This window comes from Neisseria wadsworthii 9715 (genome assembly GCF_000227765.1).
GTDB lineage: Bacteria > Pseudomonadota > Gammaproteobacteria > Burkholderiales > Neisseriaceae > Neisseria > Neisseria wadsworthii.
Window position 1 is genome coordinate 193,235 of the sequence record NZ_JH165159.1, and the last position, 26,081, is coordinate 219,315.

The following is a 26,081-nucleotide window of genomic DNA, read 5'->3' on the forward strand; positions in this document are numbered from 1 at the left end:
TTTCAGACAGGCATTGTATTGCAAGGTTGAGGAGTCTTGAAAATGAAGGTTTTGCTTGTTCGCCTTTCCAGTATGGGTGATTTGATTCATACCTTGCCTGCAATTGATGATTTGTCGCGTATGCGGCCTGATGTGGAGCTGCATTGGCTCTGTGAGACGGCATTTTCGGATATCGCCCTTTTGCACCCTTTTGTTAAACACGTGCACACGCTGGAATGGCGAAAATGGCGCAAGCATTTAGGTGAAAGCCAAACATGGCGGGCTATAAGCCAATTGCGCAAAAACCTGTGGCGGGAGCGTTATGACTTTGTATTAGACAGCCAAGGTTTGTTTAAAAGCGCATTGTTTGCCAAAATGGCAAATGCGCCCATTCGAGGCTTGGATAAACATAGCGCGCGTGAAAGCTGGGCTGCTTTAGCATATAACAAAACTTATTTTGTGCGTAAAGGCCAGGATGCTGTATTGCGTAACCGCTTGTTATTTGCTCGAGCTTTCGATTACGAGTTGCCGCAGGAAATGCGCTTTGGCGTGGTGGTGCCGGAGACCGGAAGGTTAAAAAGCCTGTCTGAAAACTATCATGTTGCTCTGCATGCGACCAGCCGTGACAGTAAATTGTGGCCGAATGAATACTGGGTGGCTTTTTTGGAAGAGCTGCATAAGCATGACGGCAGCACGATTTATTTACCGTGGGGTAATGAAACGGAAAAGCTTAGAGCTGAGCTGCTCGCCGCTAAATTGCCGTTTGCCATAGTGTGCAGTAAATTAAATTTATTGCAGGCAGCGTGGCTATTGAAAGGCGCAAAAAGCGTGATTGGGGTAGATACCGGGCTGCTGCATTTGGCTAATGCTTTGGATAAGCCGCTGGTCGGTATTTATACTGATTCGGATCCGGTCAAAACCGGCGTCCAAACCTCTGCATATGCGAAAAATATCGGCGGTATCGGGCAGTTGCCGAAAGTGGAAGACACTTTCAGGTTGTGGCAGGAATGCCTGTCTGAATATAAAAGACTTAAAGCATAATGCCTGTCTGAAACGGAGCAGTTGAGGGTTAATCCGGTTGGGTTATCTTGTTATTTATGGCATCAGGTTCAAACTCAAACATCGGCTAATACGGATCATCAACTTGTTTTCAGACAGGCATAGCCTCTTGAATTGGAAGCGGAAAAGATATTATAAGGAAAATCATGAAAGCATTGGTTGCAGTAAAGCGCGTTGTTGATTACAACGTGAAAGTGCGTGTAAAAACAGATGGTTCGGATGTGGATATCGGCAATGTGAAAATGTCGATGAACCCTTTTGACGAAATTGCCGTAGAAGAAGCCGTGCGCTTAAAAGAAGCCGGCAAAATCAGCGAAATCGTGGCGGTTTCTTTGGGCGAAAAGAAATGCGAAGACACTTTGCGTACAGCGTTGGCAATGGGTGCAGACCGTGCGGTGCATGTGGAAACCGATGCCGTGCTGGAGCCTTTGGTAGTAGCGAAATTGTTGAAAGCTGTGGCTGAAAAAGAGCAACCACAGATTTTGCTGCTCGGTAAACAGGCAATTGACAATGATGCCAACCAAACTGCGCAGATGCTTGCCGCCCTCTTAAATGCGCCTCAAGGTACGTTTGCCAGCAAAGTGGTGTTGGAAGGCGGCGAAGTGTTGGTAACCCGGGAAATTGACGGCGGCTTGGAAACCGTAGCCTTAAAGCTGCCTGCTGTGATTAGCGCCGATTTACGTTTGAATGAGCCGCGCTTTGTGAAGCTGCCCAACCTGATGCAGGCGAAAAAGAAACCTCTGGAAAAATTATCCCCGGAGAGCTTGGGTGTGAATATTGAAGCCCGCTTAAATGCGCAGCGCTATGCGGAACCGAAGCAGCGCCAAGCCGGTGAAAAAGTGGCCAATGTTGCCGAACTGGTAGAAAAACTGCGTGCAGTAAAAGCGATTTAAGGAGCAAGATAATGACAGTATTAGTAATTGCCGAGCATAATAACCAAACCTTAAATCCAGCTACTATGCATGCTGTTTCTGCTGCTGCCAAGCTGGGCGATGTGCATGTGTTGGTGGCTGGAGAACATGCCGAACCGGTTGCCCAACAAGCAGCAAAAGTGGCCGGTGTGACGAAAGTTTTATTAGCGGAAGCGCCGCATTATGCCGAATTTTTAGCTGAAGAATTGGCTCCTTTGGTGGTTTCCTTAGCTGCCGATTACCGCCATATCGGAGCCACGGCTACTGCCTTTGGAAAAAACTTGATGCCACGGGTTGCAGCTTTGCTTGATTGCTCTCAAGTATCTGATTTAACAGAAATTGTTGACGATAAAACGTTTGTCCGCCCTATTTATGCGGGTAACGCTTTTGTTACGGTAAGCAGCGAAGAGCCAAAACTGGTGCTGACTTTCCGTGCGGCTGCATTTGAAGCCTCTCAGGCCGAAGGTAACAGCGCGGTCATTGAAAAAGTGAGCGTTACACCTGCGCAAAACTTAAGTCGTTTTGTAAACCGCGAACTTACTCAATCTGACCGCCCCGAGCTAACGCAAGCCCGGGTGGTTGTGTCCGGAGGCCGTGCATTAGGCAGCGCGGAGCAATTCAATGCCCTGCTCACTCCCTTAGCTGATGCTTTAGGTGCAGCAATCGGCGCTTCAAGAGCGGCTGTGGATGCCGAGTATGCCCCCAATGATTACCAAGTTGGGCAAACAGGCAAAGTGGTGGCGCCTGAGTTATATATTGCAATAGGTATTTCCGGAGCGATTCAGCATATTGCCGGTATGCAAGACAGCAAGGTGGTTGTGGCTATCAACAAAGATCCCGATGCACCGATTTTCAATGTAGCTGATTTTGCTTTAGTTGGCGATTTGTTCAGCATAGTGCCCGAGTTGACTTCGGCTCTTAAAAACTGATTGTGTTTCACGTGAAACATAAAGCAAATTGCAGGTTGAAAAACAACCTGCAATTTGTTTACCCTTAAAAGCTAATTTTGTAACGGTAAAAGTGGATTAATCAAAGTTTAAAGGTCTGGCTATGAAAGCACTGCACCATCCCGACAAAATTTCATTTGCTTCTGATAACTATTCGGGTGTGCATCCTGAAATCATGCAAGCGCTTGCCGTTGCAAACGGTGGTCATGTAGGTGCTTATGGTGGTGATGTTTATACCGAACATCTGCAAGCCGTTATCAAACATCATTTTGGAGAGCGGGCTGAAGCATGGTCGGTTTGGAACGGCACCGGCGCGAATGTTTTGTCATTGCAGGCTTTACTGCCGCGTTGGGGTGGTGTGATTTGTGCAGAGAATGCACACATTCATGCAGATGAAAGCACTGCGCCCCAATCGGTGGGTGGTTTTAAATTGTGGACGGTTGCGTCGCCATGCGGCAAATTGTCTCCCCGATTGATTGATACTCAAGCATGGGGATATGGGTTTGAACATCGCGCGCAACCTTTAGTAACAAGCATTACACAAACTACTGAGCTCGGAACTTGTTATACGGTAGAAGAAATTAGAGCAATTTCCCGTCATGTACACAAATTGGGTATGACGCTGCATATGGATGGTGCTCGCTTGGCAAATGCGGCGGCGTATTTAGGCGTTTCTTTGCGGGAAATAACCACCGATGCGGGTGTGGATATACTCTCTTTTGGTGGCACAAAAAACGGTTTGATGTTTGGCGAATGCATTGTTGTGTGTAATCCTGAAGCCATAAAGGCAGATGCTTTGAAGTATTTGCGCAAATTAAACTTGCAGTTGGCTTCAAAAATGCGCTTTTTGTCGGCTCAATTTATCGCTTTGTTGGAAAACGATTTGTGGCTTCGGTCTGCCGAGCAAGCAAACACAATGGCTTTGCGCTTGGCTGCCGGTTTGAGGAAGATTGAAGGTATAGAGATTTGCCAGGCAGTGGAATCCAATGCAGTTTTTGCGAAGCTGCCACATGGTACGGCGGATAAATTGCGCCAACATTATGCTTTTTATGATTGGGATAATGAAGGCACGATACGTTTGATGTGCAGCTTTGACACCCAAGAAGCCCATGTTGATGAGTTTTTGCAAAATGTGCGGCAGGTTTTAAAATCAATGCCTGTCTGAAAAGCAAAATCCGGCTGGTTTAGGGTTGAGTAGAAACTTCGGTAAACAGATGGTTATGATAGGCACTTATAAAACGATTGCAGCTCCGGTGATTGGCGAATTTAAAGATAAAGGCAGCCGATTTATTGCATTTGCCTACCCTGTTGACACAGCAGATAAAATCAAAACGCATGTGGATAAATTGCGGCAAGAACATCATAAAGCACGCCATTGGTGCTATGCTTACCGTCTCGGTACGGAAGGTTTGCGGTTTAGGGCAAACGATGACGGAGAGCCTTCTGGCAGCGCGGGCAGGCCGATTTTGGGGCAGATAGATTCTTTTGGCGTAACCGATGTGCTGATTGTGGTGGTACGCTATTTCGGCGGCACATTATTGGGCGTGCCCGGTTTGATTAATGCATATAAGCATGCTGCGGCTGAAGCATTGTGCCAAGCCGAAATTATCGAGAAGAATATCGAAAAAACGGCATGGATTATTTGTGATTATCCACATTTGAGTGAAGCGATCAGGATAGCCAAAGCGAATAATGCCGAGGTTATCCGTCAAGATTTGGCGCTGGATTGCCGCTTAACCGTTAAAATACCTTTGGCTGATTATGAAAAATGCTTAGCTGCTTGGCAGGATACACGGCATATCGAAGTGCAATCGGAACCTTTTCCGCCGCAGTGATAACCCATGATTCCGCTTTACAAAACGTCGGGTATAAAATGCTTGTTATTGGACGAGCCAGCCGTAATGCCTGTCTGAAAAGTTGCAGCTTGATTAAACAGGATTGTAAGAATTCACCTATAGCAAAGAAGCTTATTTTGATACAAGGCAGTAATGCCGTAGCGGAATAAAGTTTATGTATCAGTTTTTAAAGCGATAAAGCTTACCTAAAAGTACAACACAATGTTTCCAGAATCCCCCTCATCTTCCTTTTTACAAGGCTTGAATCCGGAGCAGCTTGCCGCAGTAACATGGCCGCCACAATCTGCGCTGGTGCTTGCAGGCGCCGGTAGCGGGAAAACCCGGGTGTTGACTACCCGCATCGCATGGCTGTTGCAGAGCGGGCAAGCCAATGTCCACAGCATTATGGCGGTTACGTTTACCAATAAAGCCGCTAAAGAAATGCAAACGCGTTTGGGCGCCATGCTGCCGATTAATGTGCGAGCGATGTGGTTGGGTACATTTCACGGCCTTTGCCACCGTTTTTTACGCTTGCACTACCGCGATGCCGGCTTACCTGCTGCATTTCAGATTCTCGACAGCGGCGATCAGCTGGCGCTGATTAAGCGTATGCTGAAAGCTTTAAACATTGCCGAAGAAATCATTGCGCCACGCTCGCTGCAAGGCTTTATTAATGCACAAAAAGAAGCCGGTTTGCGTGCTTCTGCCCTGGAAGCGCAAGATCCGCATACTCGTAGGCTGATTGAATGCTACGCGGAATACGACACAATATGCCGGCGCGAAGGTGTGGTTGATTTTGCCGAGTTGATGTTGCGCAGCTATGAAATGCTTTTGGCAAACGAAACCTTGCGCCGGCATTATCAAAACCGCTTTAACCATATTTTGATTGATGAATTTCAAGACACCAACAAGCTCCAGTATGCCTGGCTGAAACTGATGGCCGGTGAGAGCGCGGCGCTGTTTGCCGTGGGCGATGACGACCAATCTATCTACCGCTTCCGCGGCGCACACATCGGCAACATGAATGCGCTGATGGATGAATTCGGCATAGAAGCGCCGATCAAGCTGGAGCACAATTACCGCTCGGTCGGTAATATTTTGGCCGCAGCTAATGCTGTGATCGAAAACAATGATGAACGCTTGGGTAAAAATCTGCGCACGGATGCCGAGCTTGGCGACAAAATCCGTTTTTTTTCCGCGCCCACGGATTTTGACGAAGCTTTGTTTATTATTGATGAAGCCAAGTTTTTGCAACGCGAAGGCTGGGCATTGAGAGATATGGCTATACTCTACCGCAGCAATGCCCAATCCCGAATTATCGAACAAGCCCTTTTCCGTAGCGGCATACCTTATAAAATCTACGGTGGTTTGCGCTTTTATGAACGGCAGGAAATCAAACATGCGCTTGCTTATTTGCGCTTGGCAGCCAATCCCGAAGACGACAATGCTTTATTACGCGTCATCAATATGCCGCCGCGGGGTATCGGCGCCCGCACTATCGAAAATATCCAAACTACCGCTTCCGAGCAAGGTGTTTCGCTCTGGCAGGCCACCTGCAGCATGGGAGCGAAAGCCGCTAAAGTAGCTGCTTTTGTGCGCCTGATTGAAAACCTGCGCAATCAAGTCGGGCAGCTTTCGCTTGCCGAGATTATGAGCGGCGTGATTCATGACAGCGGCTTGGTTGAATACTACAAAACCCAAAAAGGCGATCATCAAGATCGGCTGGACAACTTAGACGAGCTGGTTAATGCTGCTATAGCGTTTAAACCGGAAGAAAGCAATTTTGAAGTGTTGCCGGAAAACAGTATGGCTAATCCGGCATTTGATGTGTTGGCATTTTTGAGCAACGCTGCGCTGGAGTCGGGCGAAAACCAAGCAGGCGAAGGAGACGATGCCCTCCAGTTAATGACCGTACATGCGGCCAAAGGCTTGGAATTTGATGCCATATTTCTGACCGGCATGGAAGAGAGCCGTTTTCCCAGCGAATTGAGCCTTGCTGAACGGGGCGGCTTGGAGGAAGAGCGGCGCTTAATGTATGTGGCGATTACCCGTGCCAGAAAGCGGCTGTATATCACGATGGCCCAACAGCGCATGTTGCACGGTCAAACACAATTCGGTGTGGTTTCGCGCTTTGTAGAGGAAATTCCCGAAGAGCTGCTGCATTATCTTTCGCCCAAAAAACAGGCTGTTTCAGGTTATATTGCAAGCAGCAGCGCATTCAGACAGGCATCGGCAGGCAAAACCGCAAATTACGCGCCGCCGAAAGATTTTTCCGGTTTCCGCATCGGGCAGAACGTGCGCCATGCAAAATTTGGCATGGGCGTGATTATCGATGCAATGGATAAAGGCGAATCGGCCAGGCTGACGGTGAATTTCGGCAAAGAAGGCATTAAAGAGCTGGATACGAAATTTGCCAAACTGGAGCTTGTTTGAAAAAACCAACTGTTTGAAATACATATAGAAAAATCATTCCGAAGCATGAGCCGGTGGATAACGAAACACCCGATTAAACCATCAATGCCTGTCTGAAACTTTTTCAGACAGGCATTGATGGTTGGTGCTTGATATGCGTTTAGATTAATATCAGCCCAACTGATTTGAGAATCATAGAAAGGATAACACAATGAACTTCAACAAACCGTTTTCGATTGCGGCGCTTATCGCCGTGAGCTTGGGGCTGCAAGCCTGTGAAAGCGCAGCCAACAAGCCGCAAAGCCAGCCGGCACAGGCCGCTTCTGAGCAAAGCTATAAAGGGTTCCGCTTCAGCTTGGAAGAAATGCAGGATATCGCCAATCCCAAAAAGCTTTCTTGGCGCATTTTCTATGAAAAACCTTCCGAAGGCCCCGATGCGGCGTGGTTTGATGCAGTAAAACGCGGTGATTTGGCCACTGTGAAAAAAATGGTTGAAAACGGCCAGAATTTGGAAGCCAAAGATGAAGCCAGCTTGGGGCAAACCGCTTTGGGCTGGGCAGCCTTTATCGGTTACGAAGATATGGTGGATTATCTGATTGGGCGCGGTGCAGACTTAAATGCCACCGACCGCGGCGATGTTTATAATGTGTTGAAATCGGCGGTTTTGGGCAAGAACACCAATATTGTGAAAAAAGTGTATGCCAAGCTGAAAGACAAAACCGATTTGAATGACCAAACCGTTGAGAGCGACGGAGAAACCCTGATTATGGTTGCCGCCAGTAACAACCGCATCGATACCGTAAAATATCTGCTTTCTTTGGGCGCAAACCCGAATCTGGTAACCACCCAAACCAATAAATCGGCGGGTTCGTATAATCAAAGCGCGCTATCTTACGCCTGTACGCGTGGCTATAAGGAAATGCAGCAATTGCTGATTTCACACGGTGCGGTCAACCATAGAACGGGTAAATCAAGCTGTGAATAAAACGGGTTGATTTACCGGCTGAAGCGGTAATGAGCCCAAATAATGGTAATGCCTGTCTGAAAAGCGGTTTTCAGACAGGCATATGTTTATGTGTCTTCTAAATTTGGGAGTATTCATAATACATGCAGCCTGAAACGGTAAGAATCGATTCAGCTTGCATCGTGTATCGGTTTATTCGCTATAATAAGCACCTAATATTCTGAATCTCAAACATAATTATCTTTTCAGACAGGCTTCGCAAATCACAAACGGAATAGCGCAATCATGTGGGAAACCATTAATTATTATCTTCACAACGGGCCGGTAAAAGCCGAAATCATTGAGTCGGTGCTGATGGTTGTCGGCATTTTGCTGTTGCGTGCAGTGATTTTGCAGGCACATTTCCGCAGCCATCCGACGATGGAGATTGAAGACAAGCGCCGCTGGGTGGTGGCCACTCGCAACATCACCCTGATTATGGTGATTTTCGGGCTGGCAATTATTTGGGCAGCGCAAATTCAAACCTTGGCGCTTTCCATGTTTGCGGTGGCCGCCGCCATTGTGTTGGCGACCAAAGAGTTGATTATGTGTCTCTCAGGTAGCCTGCTGCGTTCGATGACCAAACAATATTCGGTGGGCGATTATATTGAAGTGAACGGGCTGCGCGGGCGGGTGGTGGACATCAACCTTTTCAACACTTTGATGATGCAGATCGGCCCGAACCAACTCATCGGCCAGCTTTCGGGCAAAACGATTTCTTTTCCCAACAGCCTTCTGCTTTCGTATTCGGTTCAGCGGGATAATGTGCTCGGCTCTTTTGTGGTGCATACTTTTGAAATTTCCGTGCCGATTCATTTGGATTCGGATAAGATTGTGCCGGTTTTAGAGAATGTGTTGCAGAAAAAGTGCGCGCCTTATATTAAAGTGATTGAGAAATATCTCGAAGAAGTGCAGCTCGAAAAACTGTTTATCACGCCGGCTGCCCATCCCCGAATCAGCCGGGTGCCTTTCGACGATAAAGTTTATAATTTGGTGGTGCGCTTTGCTTCACCGGTGTCGAAGCGGCTGGAGGTTCAGCAAGCTGTGCTGGATGCCTTTATCCGCGTGCAATACCGCTTGATGAACCATAATGGAGGGCAAGAAGAAGCCCATGGTCATGATAAGCCCGTTATGCCTGTCTGAAACAACCCAATGGAAGAGCGATGAATGTATTAAACAGTCTAACCGCAAAATTGTTAGCCAAGCAGCTTACCGTAACATGCGCCGAATCGTGTACCGGCGGATTGCTGGCAGGCGAGTTAACGCGCCTGAGCGGCAGCTCGGCCTGGTTTGAAACAGGTTTTGTTACTTACAGCAATGAAGCCAAACACAAGCTGCTGGGTGTGCGTGAGGAAACTTTGGCTCAATATGGAGCAGTAAGTAGGCAGACTGTTGAAGAGATGGCCGCAGGTGCGCTCAAGGCTGCAGATGCTGATTTTGCTTTAAGCATTTCCGGCATTGCCGGGCCAACCGGAGGCAGCGCGGAAAAACCTGTGGGTACGGTATGGTTCGGTTTGGCATCGGCTGAAGGCATGGAAGCCAAATGTGTAAAGTTTGAAGGCGGTCGCGATGAAGTCCGCGCTCAGGCGGTAGCATTCGCAATCGCATGGCTGGACATGGTGGTGCAGTAACTTATTTTGAATCAGAGAGTTAATGGCGCGTATTGATTAATTAATCGCTTACCATAAGGAAAAATAACATGTTTCGGTCTTGTCGGTCTTTAATCACATTTTCTGTGGCCGCCACTTTTTTAAGCGCGTGCAACCAATCTTCGCCCTCTTCAAATGCCAGGTTGGCAGAAAATCATGTTTTAAAACAGCCTGCTGCAATGGGCGTGCTTGTGTATGGGTCTGTCAAGGCCGCAATGGAAATGCCTTTGCCGCGCCAAAATACCGAGCGCTACGGCAAAATCGAAACCAATCCTGTACATGCGGTGGCGCAAATGCCGGTTTCCACTTTCAGCATTGATGTGGATACAGGCAGCTATGCCAATGTCCGCCGTTTTCTGAGCAGCTCGGGCAGGTTGCCGCCGAAAGATGCGGTGCGCATTGAGGAAATGGTTAATTATTTCGACTACCATTACCCGCTGCCGGAAGGCGGCAAACCTTTTGCCGTGCACACCGAAACCGTTGATTCCCCTTGGCAGAAAGATGCCAAAATCATCAAAATCGGCATTCAAGCAAAAGATTTGGCGGTGAAAGCGCTTCCGCCGGCCAATTTGGTGTTTTTAGTGGATGTGTCGGGCAGCATGAATAGCGAAAACAAGCTGCCGTTGGTGAAGCAAACCCTGCGCCTGTTAACCGAACAATTGCGCGAGCAGGACAAAGTTACCCTGATTACCTATGCCAGCGGCGAAAAACTGGTGTTGCCGCCCACTTCGGGCAAACACAAAGAAACCATTTTGCGCGCCGTTAACGAGCTGAGCGCAGGAGGAGCAACCGCAGGCGAAGCGGCAATTCAAATGGCGTATAAAGAAGCGGAAAAAGCGTTTGTGAAAAACGGCATCAACCGCATTCTGTTGGCAACCGACGGCGATTTTAATGTGGGTATCACTGATTTTGAAACGCTCAAAAGCATGGTTGCGGAAAAGCGCAAAAGCGGCATATCGCTAACCACATTGGGTTTTGGCGAAGGCAATTACAATGAAAATCTGATGGAGCAGCTGGCCGACGCGGGCGACGGAAATTACAGCTACATCGATAACTGGAAAGAAGCCCAAAAAGTATTGCAGCGCCAGCTTTCCTCCACGCTGGTCACCGTCGCGCAAGACGTGAAAATCCAAGTTGAATTCAATCCGGCTACCGTAAAAGAATACCGCTTGATCGGATATGAAAACCGCCTGTTAAAACAGGAAGACTTCAATAACGATAAAGTGGATGCGGGCGACATCGGAGCCGGCCACAGCGTGACCGCGCTGTATGAAATTATTCCGACGGGCAAACAAGGCTGGCTGAATGAATCGCGCTACCAAAAGCCGGCTCAAGCGGCCGGCGGCAAAAACGAATACGCCTATGTGAACTTGCGCTATAAGCTGCCCGGCCAAGAGAAAAGCATTTTGCTCAGCCAGCCGGTGGCGGTTAAGAGCAAGCCGCTAACACAGGCTTCAGAAAATACCCGGTTTGCATTGGCTGTGGCCGCTTACGGGCAGGCATTGCGCGGCGGCGAGTATAACGGCAATATGGATTGGGGCAGCATCGTCCGGCTTGCCCAAAGCGCTGCAAAACCCGATCCTTACGGCTTGCGCGAAGAATTTATAGAGCTGGCGAAAATTGCCCAAAGCTTGAGCAGCAAAGCGCCGGAAGCGCAAATCAATCTGAAATAATGACGCAGGTTTTGCCATAACAAACTATGCCTGTCTGAAAATGACAGTGTTGTTTCAGACAGGCATTTAACCCGCCAATACTGTTGATATGCAAAAATCATGTTTTCATCCCCTTCTTCTAACAAGCAACCTTACCGGCCTTATAATGACCAAAACTGGCCGTTTCGAATTATGCTGTTAATCGTGTTTGCCGGTGTGCTGGCATGGGGCGCCATTGTTTACTACATTTACCATCTGGCAGAAGAGGCTAAAAAACGCACGGTGCAGGCTATTGCGTCTGCCGATGCCATTATGGTGTTGGGCAATGCGGTAAACCGCAACGGCGCGCCCAACCCCTGCCTGCGTTCGCGTGTAGAAGCCGGTGTGTCGCTTTATTATGCCGACAAAGCGCCTATGTTGCTGATGTCGGGCGGTACCGATAGCGATGGCAGCAATGAAGCCGAAGCCATGCGTGATATTGCTTTGACATTGGGCGTGCCCGCAGCCCATATCCGGTTGGAAAACCGCTCGGAAAGCACTTATGAAAATATCGCGTTCAGCACGCCTTTGCTGAGCGGCAAAGACAGGATTGTGCTGGTAAGCGACGGTTTTCATCTGGCCCGCGCCGAATGGCTGGCGGCCAAGCAGTGGCCCCGGAAAAACATCCAATCCTACTCCGGTGCAGGTTGCCGCGAGCCTGATTGGCAATATACCCGCAAACTGATACGCGAAAGCCTGGCTTGGGCAAAGGCTCTATTTGTGCATTAGCAGCCTGCCGAAAGCGTGTCATGTGATACTGCGGCTTGAGGTATAATTGTCGGCTTTACAGCATATTACCGTGAAGCTTAATTTTCTCAGAGGCTGATTTGCCCTAGCTCAATCTGAAAACAGGAACCCAACATGATCAACCCCATTTCCGCCCTTTCCCCGCTCGACGGCCGCTACGCCAAATCCGTAGAAGCCCTGCGCCCGATTTTCTCCGAATACGGCCTGATGAAAGCCCGAGTAAAAGTTGAGCTGAGCTGGCTCAAAGCATTGGCCGCCGAACCGAAAATCGCCGAAGTGCCCGCATTCAGCGACTTCACTGTTGCCGAAATCGACCGCGTTATCGCCGAATTTTCGCTGGAAGATGCCGCCGCAGTAAAAGCCATCGAAGCCACCACCAATCACGACGTAAAAGCCATCGAATATTGGTTGAAAGAGCGTTTTTCAGGCGTGCCTGAAGTGGCTGCCGCCAGCGAATTCATCCACTTCGCCTGCACCAGCGAAGACATCAACAACCTTTCCCACTCCCTGATGCTGCAAGAAGCACGCGAAGCCGTGTTGCTGCCGAAGCTGGCCGAAATCACCGCCAAACTCACCGAAATGGCGCACGACTTGGCCGCTGTGCCGATGATGAGCCGCACTCACGGCCAACCCGCCACACCTTCCACCTTGGGCAAAGAAATCGCCAACGTCGTTTACCGCCTGCAACGCCAAATCAAACAGCTTGCCGCACAAGAATTCTTAGGCAAAATCAACGGCGCGGTCGGCAACTACAACGCCCACATGGTCGCCTACCCCGATGTGGATTGGGAAGCGCACTGCCAAACATTCGTCGAGCAATCGTTGGGCCTCTCCTTCAACCCCTACACCATCCAAATCGAGCCGCACGACTACATGGCCGAGTTCTTCCAAACCCTCAGCCGCATCAACACCATCTTAATCGACTTCAACCGCGACGTATGGGGCTACATCTCCCTCGGCTACTTCAAACAAAAAGTCAAAGCGGGCGAAGTGGGCAGCTCCACCATGCCGCACAAAGTCAACCCCATCGACTTTGAAAACTCCGAAGGCAACTTGGGCATGGCCAACGCCGTGTTGGGCTTCCTTTCGGAAAAACTGCCCGTTTCCCGCTGGCAGCGCGACCTCACCGACAGCACCGTGCTGCGCAACATGGGCGTGGGCGCAGGCTACACCGTGCTGGGCTTGGTCGCCCACCTGCGCGGCCTGAACAAACTGGAAGCCAACCCCGCCGCCTTAGCCGCCGATTTGGACGCCACTTGGGAACTCTTGGCCGAACCGATCCAAACCGTGATGCGCCGCTACGGCGTGGCTAATCCGTATGAAAAATTGAAAGACCTCACCCGCGGCAAAGACGGCATTACGCCCGAAGTGCTGAAAGTGTTTGTCGAATCGCTGGACATCCCCTCCGATGCCAAACAGCAGTTGCTGGCTTTAACTCCCGCGCTGTATGTGGGCAAAGCCGAAGCGTTGGCCAGAAGGATTTAAAAATCAAAATGCCTGTCTGAAAAGTTTTCAGACAGGCATTGTTTGCATTTGCGCTTTTGCAAGCTATTTGGCGCTTTGAACGGTGCTGCGGATTTCCGTTTCACATTTTTCCATAGGCACCCATTCCAATTTAGGGCGGCCGACAAATGCGCCGAAACCTACACTGGCTTTGACACATTGGGTTTCATTCGGGCGCAAAGGTACCTGTACGCTGCGGCGGGCTTCTGTTTTTGCCCAAATTTCATAATCTCCCGGTATAAGCTCTTTACTGATATAGCCGCCGTTTCGGATGTGGCCGATTAGTTGGTCATTGGCGTGCACATCATAATGAACGCCGCTGCCTTTGAAAGCCGATGGGCGGTAAACATAAATTTTGCTTTGGCCTTCGGCGGGCGGAGTAAATCCGGCGAACTGTGTGCCGGTCGCACTACAAGCCGAGAGAAGTGTGCCGACAATGCCGATGGATAAAATGCGTTTAATATTCATGACGTTTCCTTTGCAGTGAATAGAGATGGTTTTGCTTATAAAGTAACTTTGGTAATTATATTTAATAGAACTAATTTTTAAAAAGCAAAGAAGGTTCGATTACATAAAATTACAAAGGGTGTTTAGAAATAGCGACATCAAACAAACCGGATGCCCTGCCGCCCAAATTCAAGTATCATCAAATTTTCCTTTATCCTCCGATAAATCATGAATTTCGACACCCTTATCAGCATCGCGCTCGGAGTCGGGCTGGCAGTCAGCTCCGGTTTTCGTGTGTTCCTGCCTTTGTTTGCACTCAGCTTGTCGGCATATTTCGGTATGTGGCCGCTGAATGAAAGCTGGCAATGGCTGGCAAGCACCAATGCTTTGATTATTTTAGGGATTGCAGCGATTACCGAATCGCTCAGCTATCTGATACCGTTTGTGGATAATTTGCTCGACACCATTGCGGTGCCGCTGGCTGGGTTGGCCGGAACGGCGGTGGTGGCTTCTACTGCTGCGGATTTAAGCCCGGCGGTAACGTGGACATTGGCGATTATTGCCGGCGGGGGCGCGGCGGCGGCCATTAAAGGCGCGAGTGCCACCACGCGCATGGCCAGCACGGCCACAACCGGCGGCTTGGCCAACCCTGTGTTTTCGGTTTTTGAAACCAGTATGGCCGTGGTGATGAGCGTGCTGAGCCTGTTTGTGCCGGTGCTGGCGGTATTTTTGGTGGTTGCGGTGGTGTTTTGGCTGTATCGGAAATATACACGCTACCAGAGGAACAAAATGCCTACGGCTTAAGCTGGGTAAAACAATGCCTGTCTGAAAACAAGTTCTAGTTTTCAGACAGGCATTTGGTTGAATGCGGCGCCGTAAATTCTTATTGCGCCAACCCTTTGTCGGTTTCACACGGCTGAACCAGCACCCACGGTGCCACCACCACCGCCCACATCGCCTGATTATCGGCAAAAAATTGATGCGCTTGCGCTTCGCTGACCACACCGAATTTGCCTTGCTGCATCAGTTTGCCGAGTGTTGCGGTGTCATCGTCTGCCATCAGGCGGGCGGTTTGGATTAAATCAAGGTCGGGGCTCACATAAACGGCGGCTCCGCGGGCAAAATGCGGCTGAAGTTCTTGCCAGTTGATGCGGGCGGTTTCGAGGTTGAGTTTGTCGTTGAGCAGGTCGGTCATGGTTGGGATTTACGGTGTAAAGAAGTGAAGCGATATTGTACCAATTTTAGCGCGAAAAAAATGCTTGTCTGACATAAGGCCGTTCAGACAGGTATTTTTTGCCGTTTGGCAGCAAGTGTTCAACTCGGTTTGGGCAATTGGGACTGGTATTGACACTATTTGAAAATAAAACTAATTGAACAGTTTGTTATGTTATTTATAAAAATTTTATGATAATATACGATTTATGCAAATAGAATTTGATTTTCCGTTAAGTTTGTTGTATTTTGTAATCGCCAACTTGATGAAAGATGGCTAAAAAAACAAGTCACAAAGGAAAAAAGAGAAATCTGTTGGGATAAAAAGCCGCCGCAATGTTCGAGCGGCTTTTTCTGTCGGAGCGTGATGCAAATGCCTGTCTGAAACCTTATTCAGACAGGCATTGTTCATTTTTGAATGATGGTTATAAACACTCTGTTTCGTTGGCCAACATCTCTTCGATGGTTTCGCGGCGGCGAACGAGTTTGGCTTTACTGCCGCTCACCAACACTTCGGCGGCTCGGGCGCGCGTGTTGTAGTTGCTGGCCATGCTTGAAGCATAAGCTCCCGCGCTGCGCACTACCAGCAAGTCGCCCGGCTTGGCGGCGATTTTGCGGTTTTGGGCAAGGAAATCGCCGGTTTCGCAAACCGGGCCGACAATGTCGGCCAAAATCGGCGCGGCATCGGTGGGTTCTGCGTTTTCAATGTGGTGGTAAGCCTGATAAAGCGCAGGGCGCATCAGATCGTTCATGGCGGCATCGACAATCACGAAATGCTTTTCTTCGCCCTGCTTGATGAATTCCACCCGGGTCAGCAGCGCGCCTGCGTTGCCTACCAAGCTTCGGCCGGGCTCGAGCACCAGTTGCTGCGGGCGCTTATCCATCACCTTGGCTACGGCATCGGCATAAGCCTGCAAATCGGGCTTTTGCTCGTTGTGGTACACAATGCCAACGCCGCCGCCCAAGTCGATATGTTGCAGCGCAATGCCGGCGGCTTCGAGCTTATCGACCAGCAGTAAAATGCGTTCGCAAGCTTCTGTCAGCGGGGCGAGGTCGATCAGTTGCGAGCCGATATGGCAATCAATGCCCGTGATGTTCAGGTGGGGTAGGGAAGCGGCATAGCGGTAGGCGGCTTCGGCTTCGCTCATGGCAATGCCGAATTTATTGGCTTTCAAGCCGGTGGAGATATAGGGGTGGGTTTTGGCGTCCACGTCGGGGTTGATGCGAAGGGAAATCGGCGCTTGTTTGCCCAGCGCGGCGGCCACTTGGTTGATGCGGTCAAGCTCGGGCAGCGATTCTACGTTGAAACATTTCACGCCGCTCTTGAGCGCAAATTCGATTTCTGCTTCGCTTTTGCCCACGCCGGAAAAAATGGTTTTGCCCGCATCGCCACCGGCCGCCAATACGCGCGCCAGCTCGCCGCCGGAAACAATGTCGAAGCCGCTGCCCAATTCGGCAAAGCGGCGGATAACGCTCAGGTTGCTGTTGGCCTTCACGGCATAGCAGATCAGCGGGTTGAGCGTTGCAAAAGCGGTTTGGTAGGCTTTAAAAGCTTCATCCAGAGCGGCGCGGCTGTACACATAAAGCGGTGTGCCGAACTGCGCGGCAAGCTCGGTGTAGGTGAGTTGTTCACATTTGAGGGACATGATTATTCCGGTTGGGTAACGGGTTCTTTCGATTCGAATTGCAGGCCGGTCTGTAGCGGGCCGAATTTGGCTTTGTCGCCTTCTTTAGGCAGGTAAAGATCGCCTTTATAGCCGCAGGCCGAGAGTAAAACCAGCAAGGCGGCGGTGGAAAGCAGTTTTTTCATGGTGTTTTAGCCTTATATATGGCAAGATTCGGTATCTTAAACAAAAATCACGATACACACAAAACAATGATGACCGAAAGCGAATTTTTGCAGCATTCCGACCGCCTGTTTGCCCATATCGAAGACCAAATCGATGAAGCGGGTTTGGATTTCGACTGCCGCCTGGCCGGCAACGTGCTCACCATTGAGGCAGACGACGGCACGCAGATTATTGTGAACCGCCATACGCCCAATCAGGAATTATGGATAGCGGCCAAAAGCGGCGGCTATCATTTTGCACACCAAAACGGCACCTGGCTTGCTACGCGGGACGGCAGCGAATTTTTTGCCGTGTTAAACCAAGCCCTGAGCGCAGCTTGCGGCGAAACAGCCGAGATTCCGCCTTTTTCAGGCTGAAAATACAGCTATGCCTGTAGGAAAGATGTTTCAGACAGGCATTTTGTTTACCTATGGTTGCCCAAAACACTTTATGACCGACACCGCCCAAATCATCGCCAGCTACGGCCGCCGCTACACCGTACGCACCAATGACGGCTCCGTTTACGACGCCACCACCCGCAAAAAGCGAGTGGATTTCGCCTGCGGCGATTTTGTGCGTATCATCCCGCAAAATGCCGAGCAAGTGGTAATAGAAGACTACTTGCCGCGCCAAAGTCTGCTTTACCGCAAAGACGCCTGGAAAACCAAGCTGATTGCCGCCAATGTGAGCCGCCTGTTTATCGTGTTGGCCGCCGTGCCTTCGCCCAACGAAATGCTGCTGCAACGCGCCTTGTTGGCGGCAGAAGCCGGTGGCATTGAGCCTTTTATTGTGTTGAACAAAGCCGATTTGCCCGAAACCGCCGCTTGGCGCGAAAAACTGCGTTTTTATGAAACGCTGGGTTATCCGGTTTACGAAGTGAGCGCGTTGGAAAACGCCGAATCCTTAAAACCAGCGCTGCAAGGGCAAACCTCGATTTTTCTCGGCCAATCCGGTATGGGCAAGTCCACGCTCACCAATGCGCTTTTGGGGCGGGATATTGCCCGCACCGGCGATATTTCCACCGCCCTCGATTCAGGCAGGCACACCACAACCCACGCCCAACTTTATGATTTGGATGAAAAAAGCAAGCTGATTGATTCGCCCGGCCTGCAGGAATTCGGTTTGTTTCACCTCAACGCGCCCGATTTACTGCATTATTTCCCCGATATGCGCCATCTGGTCGGACAATGCCGTTTTCATAACTGCACCCACCGTCAAGAGCCGGGCTGTGCGGTAAAAGCTGCGGCAGAAAGCGGTGAAATCCGCCCTGAGCGGTTGGCATTTTTGCAGCGGATTACCGATGAATTGAGCCGTTAGGCGGATGTTTTGGCATATTTGAAAACATTCAATTTATAATAAATATTTAAAATAAATATAGTGAGCCAGCTTCAAAAAGTATATCCGTCATACTTGGGTTAAACCCGAGTATGACGTCACAGTTACTATGTAAGTGGTTTAACGATAAATATATGCCTGTCTGAAAACATGAAAACACGCACACTTTCTTTGTTTTTATTGCTGTTTGCCGCAGCCTGTGCTCAGAAAAACACGCCTGTGCAATGGCAATACCGCGGCGGCGATGCCAAAAAAGGCATTGTTTATCTTTCTTACGACCATGCCGAATTTCAGAATGCGAGGGCAGGGCAGGCCAGTCCTCAGCTGATGGCTGACAAACGTTGCCGCCAACTCGGTTTTCAAAAAGCCGCCCGCGTGCAAGGATCGCGCAGCGAATGCGTGCGCAAAGGCGGCATGATCGGCACCTGCTCGGTAACGCGCACCACTTATGAATATTTGTGCGGCGAATATCCGGCTCCGGTCAAAAAAGAAACGGCCAAGAAAACGGGTAAGCAGAAAAGCAAGAAAAAATGAACAGTTGTCGTAATGCAAAATGCCTGTCTGAAAAAGGTTTCAGACAGGCATTTTGCTTGATGCGATTGTTTGGTTTCAGCCAACTTTTTTACCTGCTGCCAGCAAAGCTTGTTGATTTTGGATGCCCCGAACAATTTTGGTGAGGCAGTAAGCGCTAATCAGCATGCATAACAAGCTGGCTAAATTAAGGTAAATAGGCAAAGTGAGGTGTACGCTTTCTAAATGGCTTTCTGTTTTATGAATGATTCTTTCCCCAATCGAACCGATCAACCAAGTTATCCACCAAGTGTTAACCGGAATGGCCGAAGGCTTGCGGTCTTGCGCGGCATGCAGCCATATTTCTTTGGTGGCTTGATAGGGCATAACCAAGTTGAGAAAAGGGATGAAAAAACTGCCTACAGCCCAGCCGGGTTTGATGCTCATTTCCGCACCCAGCGCGCGGGCGTTGGCTGCGGCGCGATACAGCCAGCAGCAAACCAGAATAGCCGATGTTAGGAAACATAGGGCCAATAGCAGATCCAGCGGTCTAAAAAAGGGTTCTGCTTTTTCAAAAATTGCCCACCAACTCTGATCCAAATTAATCAGGCCGGAGGCAGAGTGGATGAGCAGCAATATCGGTATCAGCATAAGGCCGACCACCGTGTATATGGCGATCACCGACCAAATGGCAGACAGCGTGAAACCAGTCAGCCTGCCGAAGTCTTGATAAATATAGTTTTTTTCTTTTTTCATAAGGTGTTTCCCGTAAATGTTGTTGAAGGATTGGTGTTGGGTTATTTCATGATCAATGCCTGTCTGAAAACTATTCCGCATTGTTTTCAGACAGGCATTGTTGTTTGTAATAAGGCTTTATTTGGCAACCGTTTTATTGCCTTCCACAATTTTCAGGCCGGTGGAAACCAAGCCGGCTATGTCGGCCACGTTGGCAGGCATAATCAGCGTGTTGTTTTCTTTGGCCAGTTTGCCGAAGGCTTCTACATATTGCTCGGCCACTTTCAGATTCACGGCTTCGTTGCCGCCCGGAGTTTGCAGGGCATCGGCGATTTTGCGGATGGCGTCGGCATTGGCTTCGGCCACCAAGCGCAAGGCTTCGGCTTCGCCTTGTGCGCGGTTGATGCGGGCGATTTTGTCGCCGTTCGATTCGTTGATGGCGGCCTGCATTTCGCCTTCCGACTGCTGGATTTCCGCTTCGCGCTGGCCGCTGGCGAGGTTGATTTGTTCGATTTTTCGGCCTTCTGATTCGGCGATACGGGCGCGTTTTTCGCGTTCGGCGGTGATTTGCGCCTGCATTGAGCGCAAGATTTCTTGCGGCGGCACCAAGTCTTTGATTTCGTAACGCAATACTTTCACGCCCCACGATACGGCGGCTTCGTCCAGCGCGGCCACGACGATGCTGTTGATTTCGTCGCGCTCTTCAAAGGTTCGGTCTAATTCCATACGGCCGATAACCGAGCGCAGCGTGGTTTGGGCAAGCTGGGTGATGGCCATGATGTAGTTGCTGGAGCCGTATGAGGCGAGTTTCGGGTCGGTTACTTGGAAGTAGATGATGCCGTCGACGGTAAGCTGGGTGTTGTCGCGCGTGATGCAGACTTGGCTCGGCACATCCAGCGGGATTTCTTTCAGCGTGTGCTTGTAGGCCACGCGGTCGATAAAGGGAATCAGGATGCTGAGGCCGGGATTCAACACTTTGTGAAAGCGGCCCAAACGTTCCACCACGTAAGCTTCTTGCTGCGGCACCACGGTAAATGCTTTGAAGCCGAATACGATCACGGCGATAAGCAGCAGAATGGGGAAACCGATGAAGAAATCAAAGTCCATAAGGGCTCCTTTTTTAGTGCAGATGGATAATCAGGAGGTTGCCGTTTTTGCCGGTAATCACGGCAGAATGCGGTGCGGCGGATGATCCGGACACGTTTTCCGCCTGTGCCTGCCAGACGGTGCCGCGGTAATGCACTTCGTACAGCCCGCCGCCCAAGTGGCGCATGATGTGGACGCTTTGCCCGATGTCTAAATCGTTGCGGGCGGTTTCTTCATGGGCGGAGCGGCGGTGGCGGGCAATCCAGCCGTGCGTCCACCAAATTCCCACGGCAGACAGCACGGCGGCGGTGAGAATGCCGGCAGTCAGGTTGCCAAACAGCCAAACCGCGATGCCTGCGCCAAACAGGGCGGCGCTTACTACCATCAGGTAAATCGTGCCGATAAACAATTCAAGAATCAGCACCAATGCAGCGGCGATAAACCAATAAACCATGAGCATTTCCTCCACAGTTTTTCAGACAGGCATGTTTGGTTTGAGTTTCAATTTTCAGCCGAACCCCGTCACACGCCTTGTTTCAGACTGGCCTCGATGAAGCCGTCCAAATCGCCGTCCATCACGGCTTTGATGTTGCCCACTTCGTGGCCGGTGCGTAAGTCTTTGATGCGTGAGGAGTCAAATACATAAGAGCGGATTTGGTGGCCCCAGCCCACGTCGGACTTGCTCTCTTCCAGCGATTGTTTTTCTTCGTTGCGCTTGCGCATTTCCAGCTCGAACAATTTGGATTTCAGCATATCCATTGCGGCGGCTTTGTTGGCGTGTTGCGAACGGTCGTTTTGGCATTGCACCACGATGCCGGTCGGCTCGTGGGTGATGCGCACGGCTGAATCGGTTTTGTTGATGTGTTGGCCGCCCGCGCCTGATGCGCGGTAGGTGTCGATGCGCAAATCGGACGGGTTGATTTCGATTTCGATGCTGTCGTCCACTTCGGGATACACGAATACGGAGGCAAACGAGGTGTGGCGCTTATTGTTGGAATCGAAAGGCGAATAGCGCACAAGGCGGTGGATGCCGGTTTCGGTGCGCAACAGGCCGTAGGCATATTCGCCTTCGAGTTTGATGGTGGCGCGGTTGATGCCGGCGATTTCGCCTTCGTCTTCTTCCAAAATTTCCAGCTTGAAGCCTTTGCGCTCGCCGTAGCGGCTGTACATGCGCAAAAGCATGCCAGCCCAGTCTTCCGCTTCCGTGCCGCCCGCGCCGGCGGTGATGTCGATAAAGCAGTTGTTGGCGTCTGCCGGCTGGTTAAACATGCGCTTAAACTCAAGCTCGGCCATTTGGGCTTCCAGCGCAGCCACGTCTTCCTGCACGGCGGCAAAGCCGGCTTCGTCGTTTTCCTCCACCGCCATTTCAATCAGCATGCGGTTGTCTTCGATGCCGCTGCCGATGGAATCCAGCGTGAGTACGATGCCTTCGAGGATTTTGCGTTCCTTGCCGATTTCTTGCGCTTTTTTCGGGTCGTTCCACAAATCGGGGTCTTCGGAAAGGCCGATGACTTCTTCCAGGCGGTCTTTTTTGCCTTGGTAATCCAGGTAAACGCGGATATCGGCGCTGCGCTGTTCGAGATCGTCTAAGGTGTTGTTGAGCTGGTTGATGATTTCGGCTTCCATGATGTTCTTTTCGTTAAAAAATTCAGGCGGGTATTGTACTGGATTTCAGGGGCTTTGTCTGTGCGGCGGGTAAAGAGAATGCCTGTCTGAAAGCCGTACTGGAAACTTTCAGACAGGCATCTTTAGAGTTGTTGCCGGCGGCGGTGGTTAATAGCGGTAGGCCGCCAGCTTTTTCTTGATTTCCGGCAGCGCGGCCAGTGCGGCTTGTTCGCCCAGTTTGATGGCTTGGGCTTTTTGGTCGAAGCCGCCTACCGAACCGAGCTTTTGCACTTGCGGCTTGATGACTACGTTGGCTTGGCGCAGTTGGTATTCCAGCGCGGGGGTGCTCATGATGTTGAGGCTTTGGTCGAGGTAGTCGAAAAAGCCGGAGCCGTTTTCGAGTTTGGCCGGTTTGGCGGAAATATCCACCGCAATCACAAAGTTGGCCCCTTGCTCTCTGGCGGCGGTAACAGGCACGGGGGCGGAGAGGCCGCCGTCGACATATTGGCGTTTGTCGATTTCGGTAGGCAGGAAAATATTGGGGATGCTGGCGGAGGCGCGCACGGCCTGGCCGGTGTTGCCGGTGTTGAAGGCTACGCTTTTGCCCGAGTTGAAGTCGGTGGCGATGGCGGCGAATTTAACCGGTAGGTTTTGCAGAGGGCGGTTGCCGACTTTGCGGTTGATGTAGTTTTGCAGCTTTTCGCCTTTGATGACGCCGCGGGTCGACAGGGTGAGGTCAACCAAATCGGCTTGGCTGAGGATTTCGGCTTCCAATTCGAGGCGGTCGGGCGACATGCCTGAGGCATAGAGGCTGCCGACAATGGCACCGGCGCTGGTGCCGGTTACGACGTTTACGGGGATGTTGTGCTGTTTCAATACTTTAATCACGCCGATGTGGGCAAAGCCTTTGGCTGCACCGCCGCCGAGTGCGAGGCCGATGATGGCTTTGGGCTTGGCTGTCGGTTGGGGGGCGGGCGGGGTTTTGCGGCCGATTTGGCAGCCGCTGAGGATGAGGGCGCCGAGGGAGAGGAATAAGACACGGCGGTTAAATTTTAAATGCATATTTTGAATTCCTGTGTCGGTGTGTTTGGGGGAAGTGCGCCTGCGGCTGCTTGGCCGGGATGGCGGTGGGTACAGGCTTGTTCAGGCAGGCATTATAAGGTGTGCCGATGCCTGTCTGAAAGCGGGTTTATGGTCAAATCATTTTAAGATAATGTAAGAGCAAAGAGCGGTTTCAGACAGGCATGGTTGGGCGGGTGCCTGTCTGAAAAGCCGGCCTTTAAGCTTTGCCGGGCATTGTGGGGTAAAACTGCACGGGGCTGGCGCCTTCGGGCAGCACGGTTTTTTTCACGGCGTGGCCGTACACGGTTTCGAGCGTGATGCTGAAACGGCCTGCGGCGATTTGCTGCTCAACCAAGGTGCGGGCGGCGGCTTCGTCGCTGAAGGTGAGCGACGTCCAAATGCCCAGCGTGTCCATATCCTGCCAGAAGGTTTGGGCGCTGGTGTAGGAAAGTTCGAGCTTGGCGGTATCGGTAACGGGGTCGTAAAAACCGGATTCGAGCAGCATGTCGCCCAAGTCGTGCATGTCAAACAGCATGGGCGCTTCCACGCTGATGCCGGCCTGTTTCAGACAGGCATTGAGGCTTTGCAGGCTGTCGATGCCGAAGTGGGTGAAAAAGAGCAGGCCGTCGCGCTTGAGGGCGTGCGCCCAGTTTTTCAGCACGGGCAGAGGCTCGGAAGCGGTAATCAGGCTGAGGTTGGCAAACAGCATATCGGCGGCGGCTTCGGGCAGAGGCTCGGTGAGGCTTTGGAAATGCTGGGGCACGCTTTTGCCTGCAAGCTTGGCGAAAAAGCCGGTTTTGCGTGCGGCGGCGGCTTCGTCTAAAAACGCTTGGCGCGGGTCGTATTCGCTGAAGGCGGCTTTGGGATAACGCGCGGCAAGCAGCTTGCGGGTTTCGTCGTGGTCGGCGCCGACGAGCAGGATGTGTTGCGGCGCAGTACGCACCAGTTGCAGGCGCTCGTCGGTGTTTTGGGCGAGGTGGCGGTGTATCAGCCAGCGGTCGTTCGGGTTCATGGTGGGTTTTTTCAGACAGGCAATTGTTGTTCTGCAAAGGTTTTGAGCAATCGGGCGAATTCGTCGGCGTGGCTCAGAAACGGCGCGTGTGCGGCTTTTTCCAGTGTGTGCATTCGGGCGTTGGGCAGGTGGCGCTCGAGGTAGCTGCCCATGCGCGGCGGTGTGATGGTGTCTTTGCCGCCGTAAATCAGACAGGCCGGTTGCTTCAGCTCGGGTAGCAAGGTGCGGGCGTCGGCTTCGGCCAGCGCGTCGAGCGCGCTTTGCAGGGCGGCGGGCGCGCCGTGTTTAACGATGTCGGGCAACACTTTTTCCAGAATGCTGTGTTGGTCTTTCGCGTATAAGAATTGCAACTGGAGAAATTGTTTCATATATTTATGGTAGTCTTGCTGAAACAATTCAATCATTTTGGCTAAAGCGGGGTTGTCTAAGCCTTCGGGATAATCGGGCCCTGCGCGGAATTTGGCGAAGCTGGCGGTCAGGCAGAGCGCGCGCACTTTTTCAGGATGGCGGTGGGCGATGTGTAGCGACACCAGCCCGCCGAGCGACCAGCCGAGCAGGCAGGCGGGTTCGGTGATGTGTTCGGCCAGCGCGTCGGCGGCGGCAATCACGTCGAAGCTGCCTGCAAGCGGCGCTTGGCCGTGGCCGGGCAAATCCAGCGCCTGAATCTGCCAGCTTTCGGGCAGGCGCGGAATCAAATCGTCGAACACATGGCGGTTGGCCGCCCAGCCGTGGATTAAAACGAGATTATTTACGGGGGATGTCATGGGTTTTCTTTCTTTCAGGCTGCCGCAATCGGAAGCCTGCTTATTATGCCACGATTCGGGCGCGGGTAAGGGCTTGTGCGATGCCTGTATGAAAGACTTGCGCGTGTCGGCTTCGGATGCGGCCAACGTGTGCCCACGTTGCGGCGGCACCAGCGAGGGCGCGGCGGTGTGCGGGCAATGCCAGAAAGAGCCGCCGCCGTTTGAGCGCTTGTGGGCTTCGGTGGAATATGCACCGCCGGTGAGCGGTATTCTGCACCGCTTCAAACACCGCCGCGACCGCTCGTTGGCGGCGCCGTTGGTGTCGCTGATGGCGTCATTGCCGCCGCCGTGGCTGGATGATGTGCGCATAGATGCCGTGCTGGCCATGCCATTGAGCCGCGAGCGGCGGCTGTTTCGCGGGTTTAACCAGTGCGACGAATTGGCCGAAGCGCTGGCAAAGCTTTACGGCTGGCAGGTGTTGCCGCACAATTCGGTTTTCAGACAGGCATCCGCGCCCCAGAGCACCCTGCCTTTTGAGGCGCGTAAGAAAAACGTGCGCGGCGCTTTTCGGGTTGATGCCTGTGTTAAAGAACGTAACGTGTTGTTAATCGACGATGTTTTGACCAGCGGCGAGACTTTGCGCGAATGCGCCCGAATGCTGCGCCGCTCGGGCAGCAGCAGCGTTTTTTGCTGGACGCTGGCAATATCCAAATTGAAAATTTTTTGATGAACTAAGCACTTATCTAGTATAGTGCGCCCTTGGATTTTG

At 51.3% G+C, this 26,081-nt stretch carries 28 protein-coding genes; 17 read left to right on the forward strand and 11 right to left on the reverse strand.

Annotated features, from left to right (window positions below; all coding sequences use genetic code 11):
- Positions 1-42: 42 nt before the first annotated feature.
- From waaC to purB, 12 genes are all read left to right on the forward strand, one after another.
- The gene (gene waaC, locus HMPREF9370_RS00800; RefSeq protein ID WP_009115330.1) at positions 43-1,020 is read left to right on the forward strand and encodes a lipopolysaccharide heptosyltransferase I; all 978 of its coding nucleotides are present in this window, start codon (positions 43-45) and stop codon (positions 1,018-1,020) included.
- Between the two features lie 164 nt (positions 1,021-1,184).
- Positions 1,185-1,931: an electron transfer flavoprotein subunit beta/FixA family protein gene (locus HMPREF9370_RS00805; protein WP_009115331.1), complete on the forward strand. Its 747-nt coding sequence runs from the start codon at positions 1,185-1,187 to the stop codon at positions 1,929-1,931.
- An 11-nt stretch (positions 1,932-1,942) separates the two neighbouring features.
- Positions 1,943-2,878, forward strand: coding sequence for an electron transfer flavoprotein subunit alpha/FixB family protein (locus tag HMPREF9370_RS00810; protein ID WP_009115332.1), 936 nt, complete (start codon positions 1,943-1,945; stop codon positions 2,876-2,878).
- 121 nt (positions 2,879-2,999) lie between these two features.
- The gene (locus tag HMPREF9370_RS00815) at positions 3,000-4,061 is read left to right on the forward strand and encodes a threonine aldolase family protein (RefSeq protein WP_009115333.1); all 1,062 of its coding nucleotides are present in this window, start codon (positions 3,000-3,002) and stop codon (positions 4,059-4,061) included.
- A gap of 55 nt (positions 4,062-4,116) precedes the next feature.
- Positions 4,117-4,731 (forward strand): IMPACT family protein, encoded by a 615-nt coding sequence (locus HMPREF9370_RS00820; protein ID WP_040666733.1) that lies wholly within the window; start codon positions 4,117-4,119, stop codon positions 4,729-4,731.
- Positions 4,732-4,953: 222 nt separating this feature from the next.
- Positions 4,954-7,164: a UvrD-helicase domain-containing protein gene (locus tag HMPREF9370_RS00825; RefSeq protein ID WP_009115336.1), complete on the forward strand. Its 2,211-nt coding sequence runs from the start codon at positions 4,954-4,956 to the stop codon at positions 7,162-7,164.
- 190 nt (positions 7,165-7,354) lie between these two features.
- The gene (locus HMPREF9370_RS00830; protein WP_009115337.1) at positions 7,355-8,128 is read left to right on the forward strand and encodes an ankyrin repeat domain-containing protein; all 774 of its coding nucleotides are present in this window, start codon (positions 7,355-7,357) and stop codon (positions 8,126-8,128) included.
- A gap of 264 nt (positions 8,129-8,392) precedes the next feature.
- On the forward strand, positions 8,393-9,289 hold the full coding sequence (locus HMPREF9370_RS00835) for a mechanosensitive ion channel family protein (RefSeq protein WP_009115339.1): 897 nt from the start codon (positions 8,393-8,395) through the stop codon (positions 9,287-9,289).
- Between the two features lie 20 nt (positions 9,290-9,309).
- Positions 9,310-9,777 carry a nicotinamide-nucleotide amidase gene (pncC, locus tag HMPREF9370_RS00840; RefSeq protein ID WP_009115340.1) on the forward strand — a complete coding sequence of 156 codons (468 nt, stop codon included), beginning with the start codon at positions 9,310-9,312 and terminating at the stop codon, positions 9,775-9,777.
- A gap of 197 nt (positions 9,778-9,974) precedes the next feature.
- On the forward strand, positions 9,975-11,468 hold the full coding sequence (locus HMPREF9370_RS00845) for a vWA domain-containing protein (protein WP_370992366.1): 1,494 nt from the start codon (positions 9,975-9,977) through the stop codon (positions 11,466-11,468).
- A 99-nt stretch (positions 11,469-11,567) separates the two neighbouring features.
- Positions 11,568-12,215 (forward strand): YdcF family protein, encoded by a 648-nt coding sequence (locus tag HMPREF9370_RS00850; protein ID WP_244963452.1) that lies wholly within the window; start codon positions 11,568-11,570, stop codon positions 12,213-12,215.
- Positions 12,216-12,347: 132 nt separating this feature from the next.
- Positions 12,348-13,718: an adenylosuccinate lyase gene (gene purB / locus HMPREF9370_RS00855; RefSeq protein ID WP_009115343.1), complete on the forward strand. Its 1,371-nt coding sequence runs from the start codon at positions 12,348-12,350 to the stop codon at positions 13,716-13,718.
- 63 nt (positions 13,719-13,781) lie between these two features.
- On the opposite strand, the gene HMPREF9370_RS00860 is transcribed toward purB, so the two are convergent.
- Positions 13,782-14,204: a DUF2846 domain-containing protein gene (locus HMPREF9370_RS00860; RefSeq protein WP_009115344.1), complete on the reverse strand. Its 423-nt coding sequence runs from the start codon at positions 14,202-14,204 to the stop codon at positions 13,782-13,784.
- 207 nt (positions 14,205-14,411) lie between these two features.
- Between HMPREF9370_RS00860 and HMPREF9370_RS00865 the strand changes: the two genes are divergently transcribed.
- On the forward strand, positions 14,412-14,987 hold the full coding sequence (locus HMPREF9370_RS00865; protein ID WP_009115345.1) for a DUF4126 domain-containing protein: 576 nt from the start codon (positions 14,412-14,414) through the stop codon (positions 14,985-14,987).
- Positions 14,988-15,066: 79 nt separating this feature from the next.
- Here HMPREF9370_RS00865 and HMPREF9370_RS00870 read toward each other — a convergent pair whose 3' ends face one another.
- The 3 genes from HMPREF9370_RS00870 to lptM form a co-directional block, all read right to left on the reverse strand.
- Positions 15,067-15,378 (reverse strand): DUF2288 domain-containing protein, encoded by a 312-nt coding sequence (locus HMPREF9370_RS00870; protein ID WP_009115346.1) that lies wholly within the window; start codon positions 15,376-15,378, stop codon positions 15,067-15,069.
- Between the two features lie 442 nt (positions 15,379-15,820).
- Positions 15,821-17,041, reverse strand: a complete 1,221-nt coding sequence (gene lysA / locus HMPREF9370_RS00875; protein WP_009115348.1) for a diaminopimelate decarboxylase — start codon at positions 17,039-17,041, stop codon at positions 15,821-15,823.
- Between the two features lie 2 nt (positions 17,042-17,043).
- Entirely contained in the window at positions 17,044-17,205 is a 162-nt protein-coding gene (lptM, locus tag HMPREF9370_RS11720; protein WP_009115349.1) for an LPS translocon maturation chaperone LptM, read from the reverse strand.
- A 66-nt stretch (positions 17,206-17,271) separates the two neighbouring features.
- Between lptM and cyaY the strand changes: the two genes are divergently transcribed.
- From cyaY to yecR, 3 genes are all read left to right on the forward strand, one after another.
- On the forward strand, positions 17,272-17,601 hold the full coding sequence (cyaY, locus tag HMPREF9370_RS00880; protein ID WP_040667284.1) for an iron donor protein CyaY: 330 nt from the start codon (positions 17,272-17,274) through the stop codon (positions 17,599-17,601).
- Between the two features lie 73 nt (positions 17,602-17,674).
- The gene (gene rsgA, locus HMPREF9370_RS00885) at positions 17,675-18,541 is read left to right on the forward strand and encodes a ribosome small subunit-dependent GTPase A (RefSeq protein ID WP_040666735.1); all 867 of its coding nucleotides are present in this window, start codon (positions 17,675-17,677) and stop codon (positions 18,539-18,541) included.
- 168 nt (positions 18,542-18,709) lie between these two features.
- Complete coding sequence (gene yecR, locus HMPREF9370_RS00890; protein WP_009115352.1) at positions 18,710-19,093, forward strand: YecR family lipoprotein; 384 nt, start codon at positions 18,710-18,712, stop codon at positions 19,091-19,093.
- Between the two features lie 75 nt (positions 19,094-19,168).
- Here the strand turns inward: yecR and HMPREF9370_RS00895 are convergent, their stop codons facing one another.
- The 7 genes from HMPREF9370_RS00895 to bioH all read right to left on the reverse strand — a co-directional run bounded on the left by HMPREF9370_RS00895 (position 19,169) and on the right by bioH (position 25,333).
- Entirely contained in the window at positions 19,169-19,825 is a 657-nt protein-coding gene (locus tag HMPREF9370_RS00895) for a DUF4328 domain-containing protein (RefSeq protein ID WP_040666737.1), read from the reverse strand.
- Between the two features lie 117 nt (positions 19,826-19,942).
- Positions 19,943-20,893 (reverse strand): SPFH domain-containing protein, encoded by a 951-nt coding sequence (locus tag HMPREF9370_RS00900; protein WP_040667286.1) that lies wholly within the window; start codon positions 20,891-20,893, stop codon positions 19,943-19,945.
- Between the two features lie 31 nt (positions 20,894-20,924).
- Positions 20,925-21,344 carry an NfeD family protein gene (locus HMPREF9370_RS00905; protein WP_040666738.1) on the reverse strand — a complete coding sequence of 140 codons (420 nt, stop codon included), beginning with the start codon at positions 21,342-21,344 and terminating at the stop codon, positions 20,925-20,927.
- Between the two features lie 68 nt (positions 21,345-21,412).
- Positions 21,413-22,516 (reverse strand): peptide chain release factor 2, encoded by a 1,104-nt coding sequence (gene prfB / locus HMPREF9370_RS00910; RefSeq protein ID WP_009115356.1) that lies wholly within the window; start codon positions 22,514-22,516, stop codon positions 21,413-21,415.
- Between the two features lie 147 nt (positions 22,517-22,663).
- Positions 22,664-23,557 carry a patatin-like phospholipase family protein gene (locus HMPREF9370_RS00915; protein WP_009115357.1) on the reverse strand — a complete coding sequence of 298 codons (894 nt, stop codon included), beginning with the start codon at positions 23,555-23,557 and terminating at the stop codon, positions 22,664-22,666.
- Positions 23,558-23,774: 217 nt separating this feature from the next.
- Positions 23,775-24,569 carry a class I SAM-dependent methyltransferase gene (locus HMPREF9370_RS00920; protein ID WP_009115359.1) on the reverse strand — a complete coding sequence of 265 codons (795 nt, stop codon included), beginning with the start codon at positions 24,567-24,569 and terminating at the stop codon, positions 23,775-23,777.
- Positions 24,570-24,580: 11 nt separating this feature from the next.
- The gene (gene bioH, locus HMPREF9370_RS00925) at positions 24,581-25,333 is read right to left on the reverse strand and encodes a pimeloyl-ACP methyl ester esterase BioH (protein WP_009115360.1); all 753 of its coding nucleotides are present in this window, start codon (positions 25,331-25,333) and stop codon (positions 24,581-24,583) included.
- Here bioH and HMPREF9370_RS12390 point away from each other — a divergent pair.
- A complete protein-coding gene (locus HMPREF9370_RS12390) occupies positions 25,332-26,039 on the forward strand; it encodes a ComFC family protein (protein ID WP_009115361.1) in 708 nt (235 codons plus the stop codon). The genes bioH and HMPREF9370_RS12390 overlap by 2 nt on opposite strands.
- The last annotated feature ends 42 nt before the right edge of the window (positions 26,040-26,081 follow it).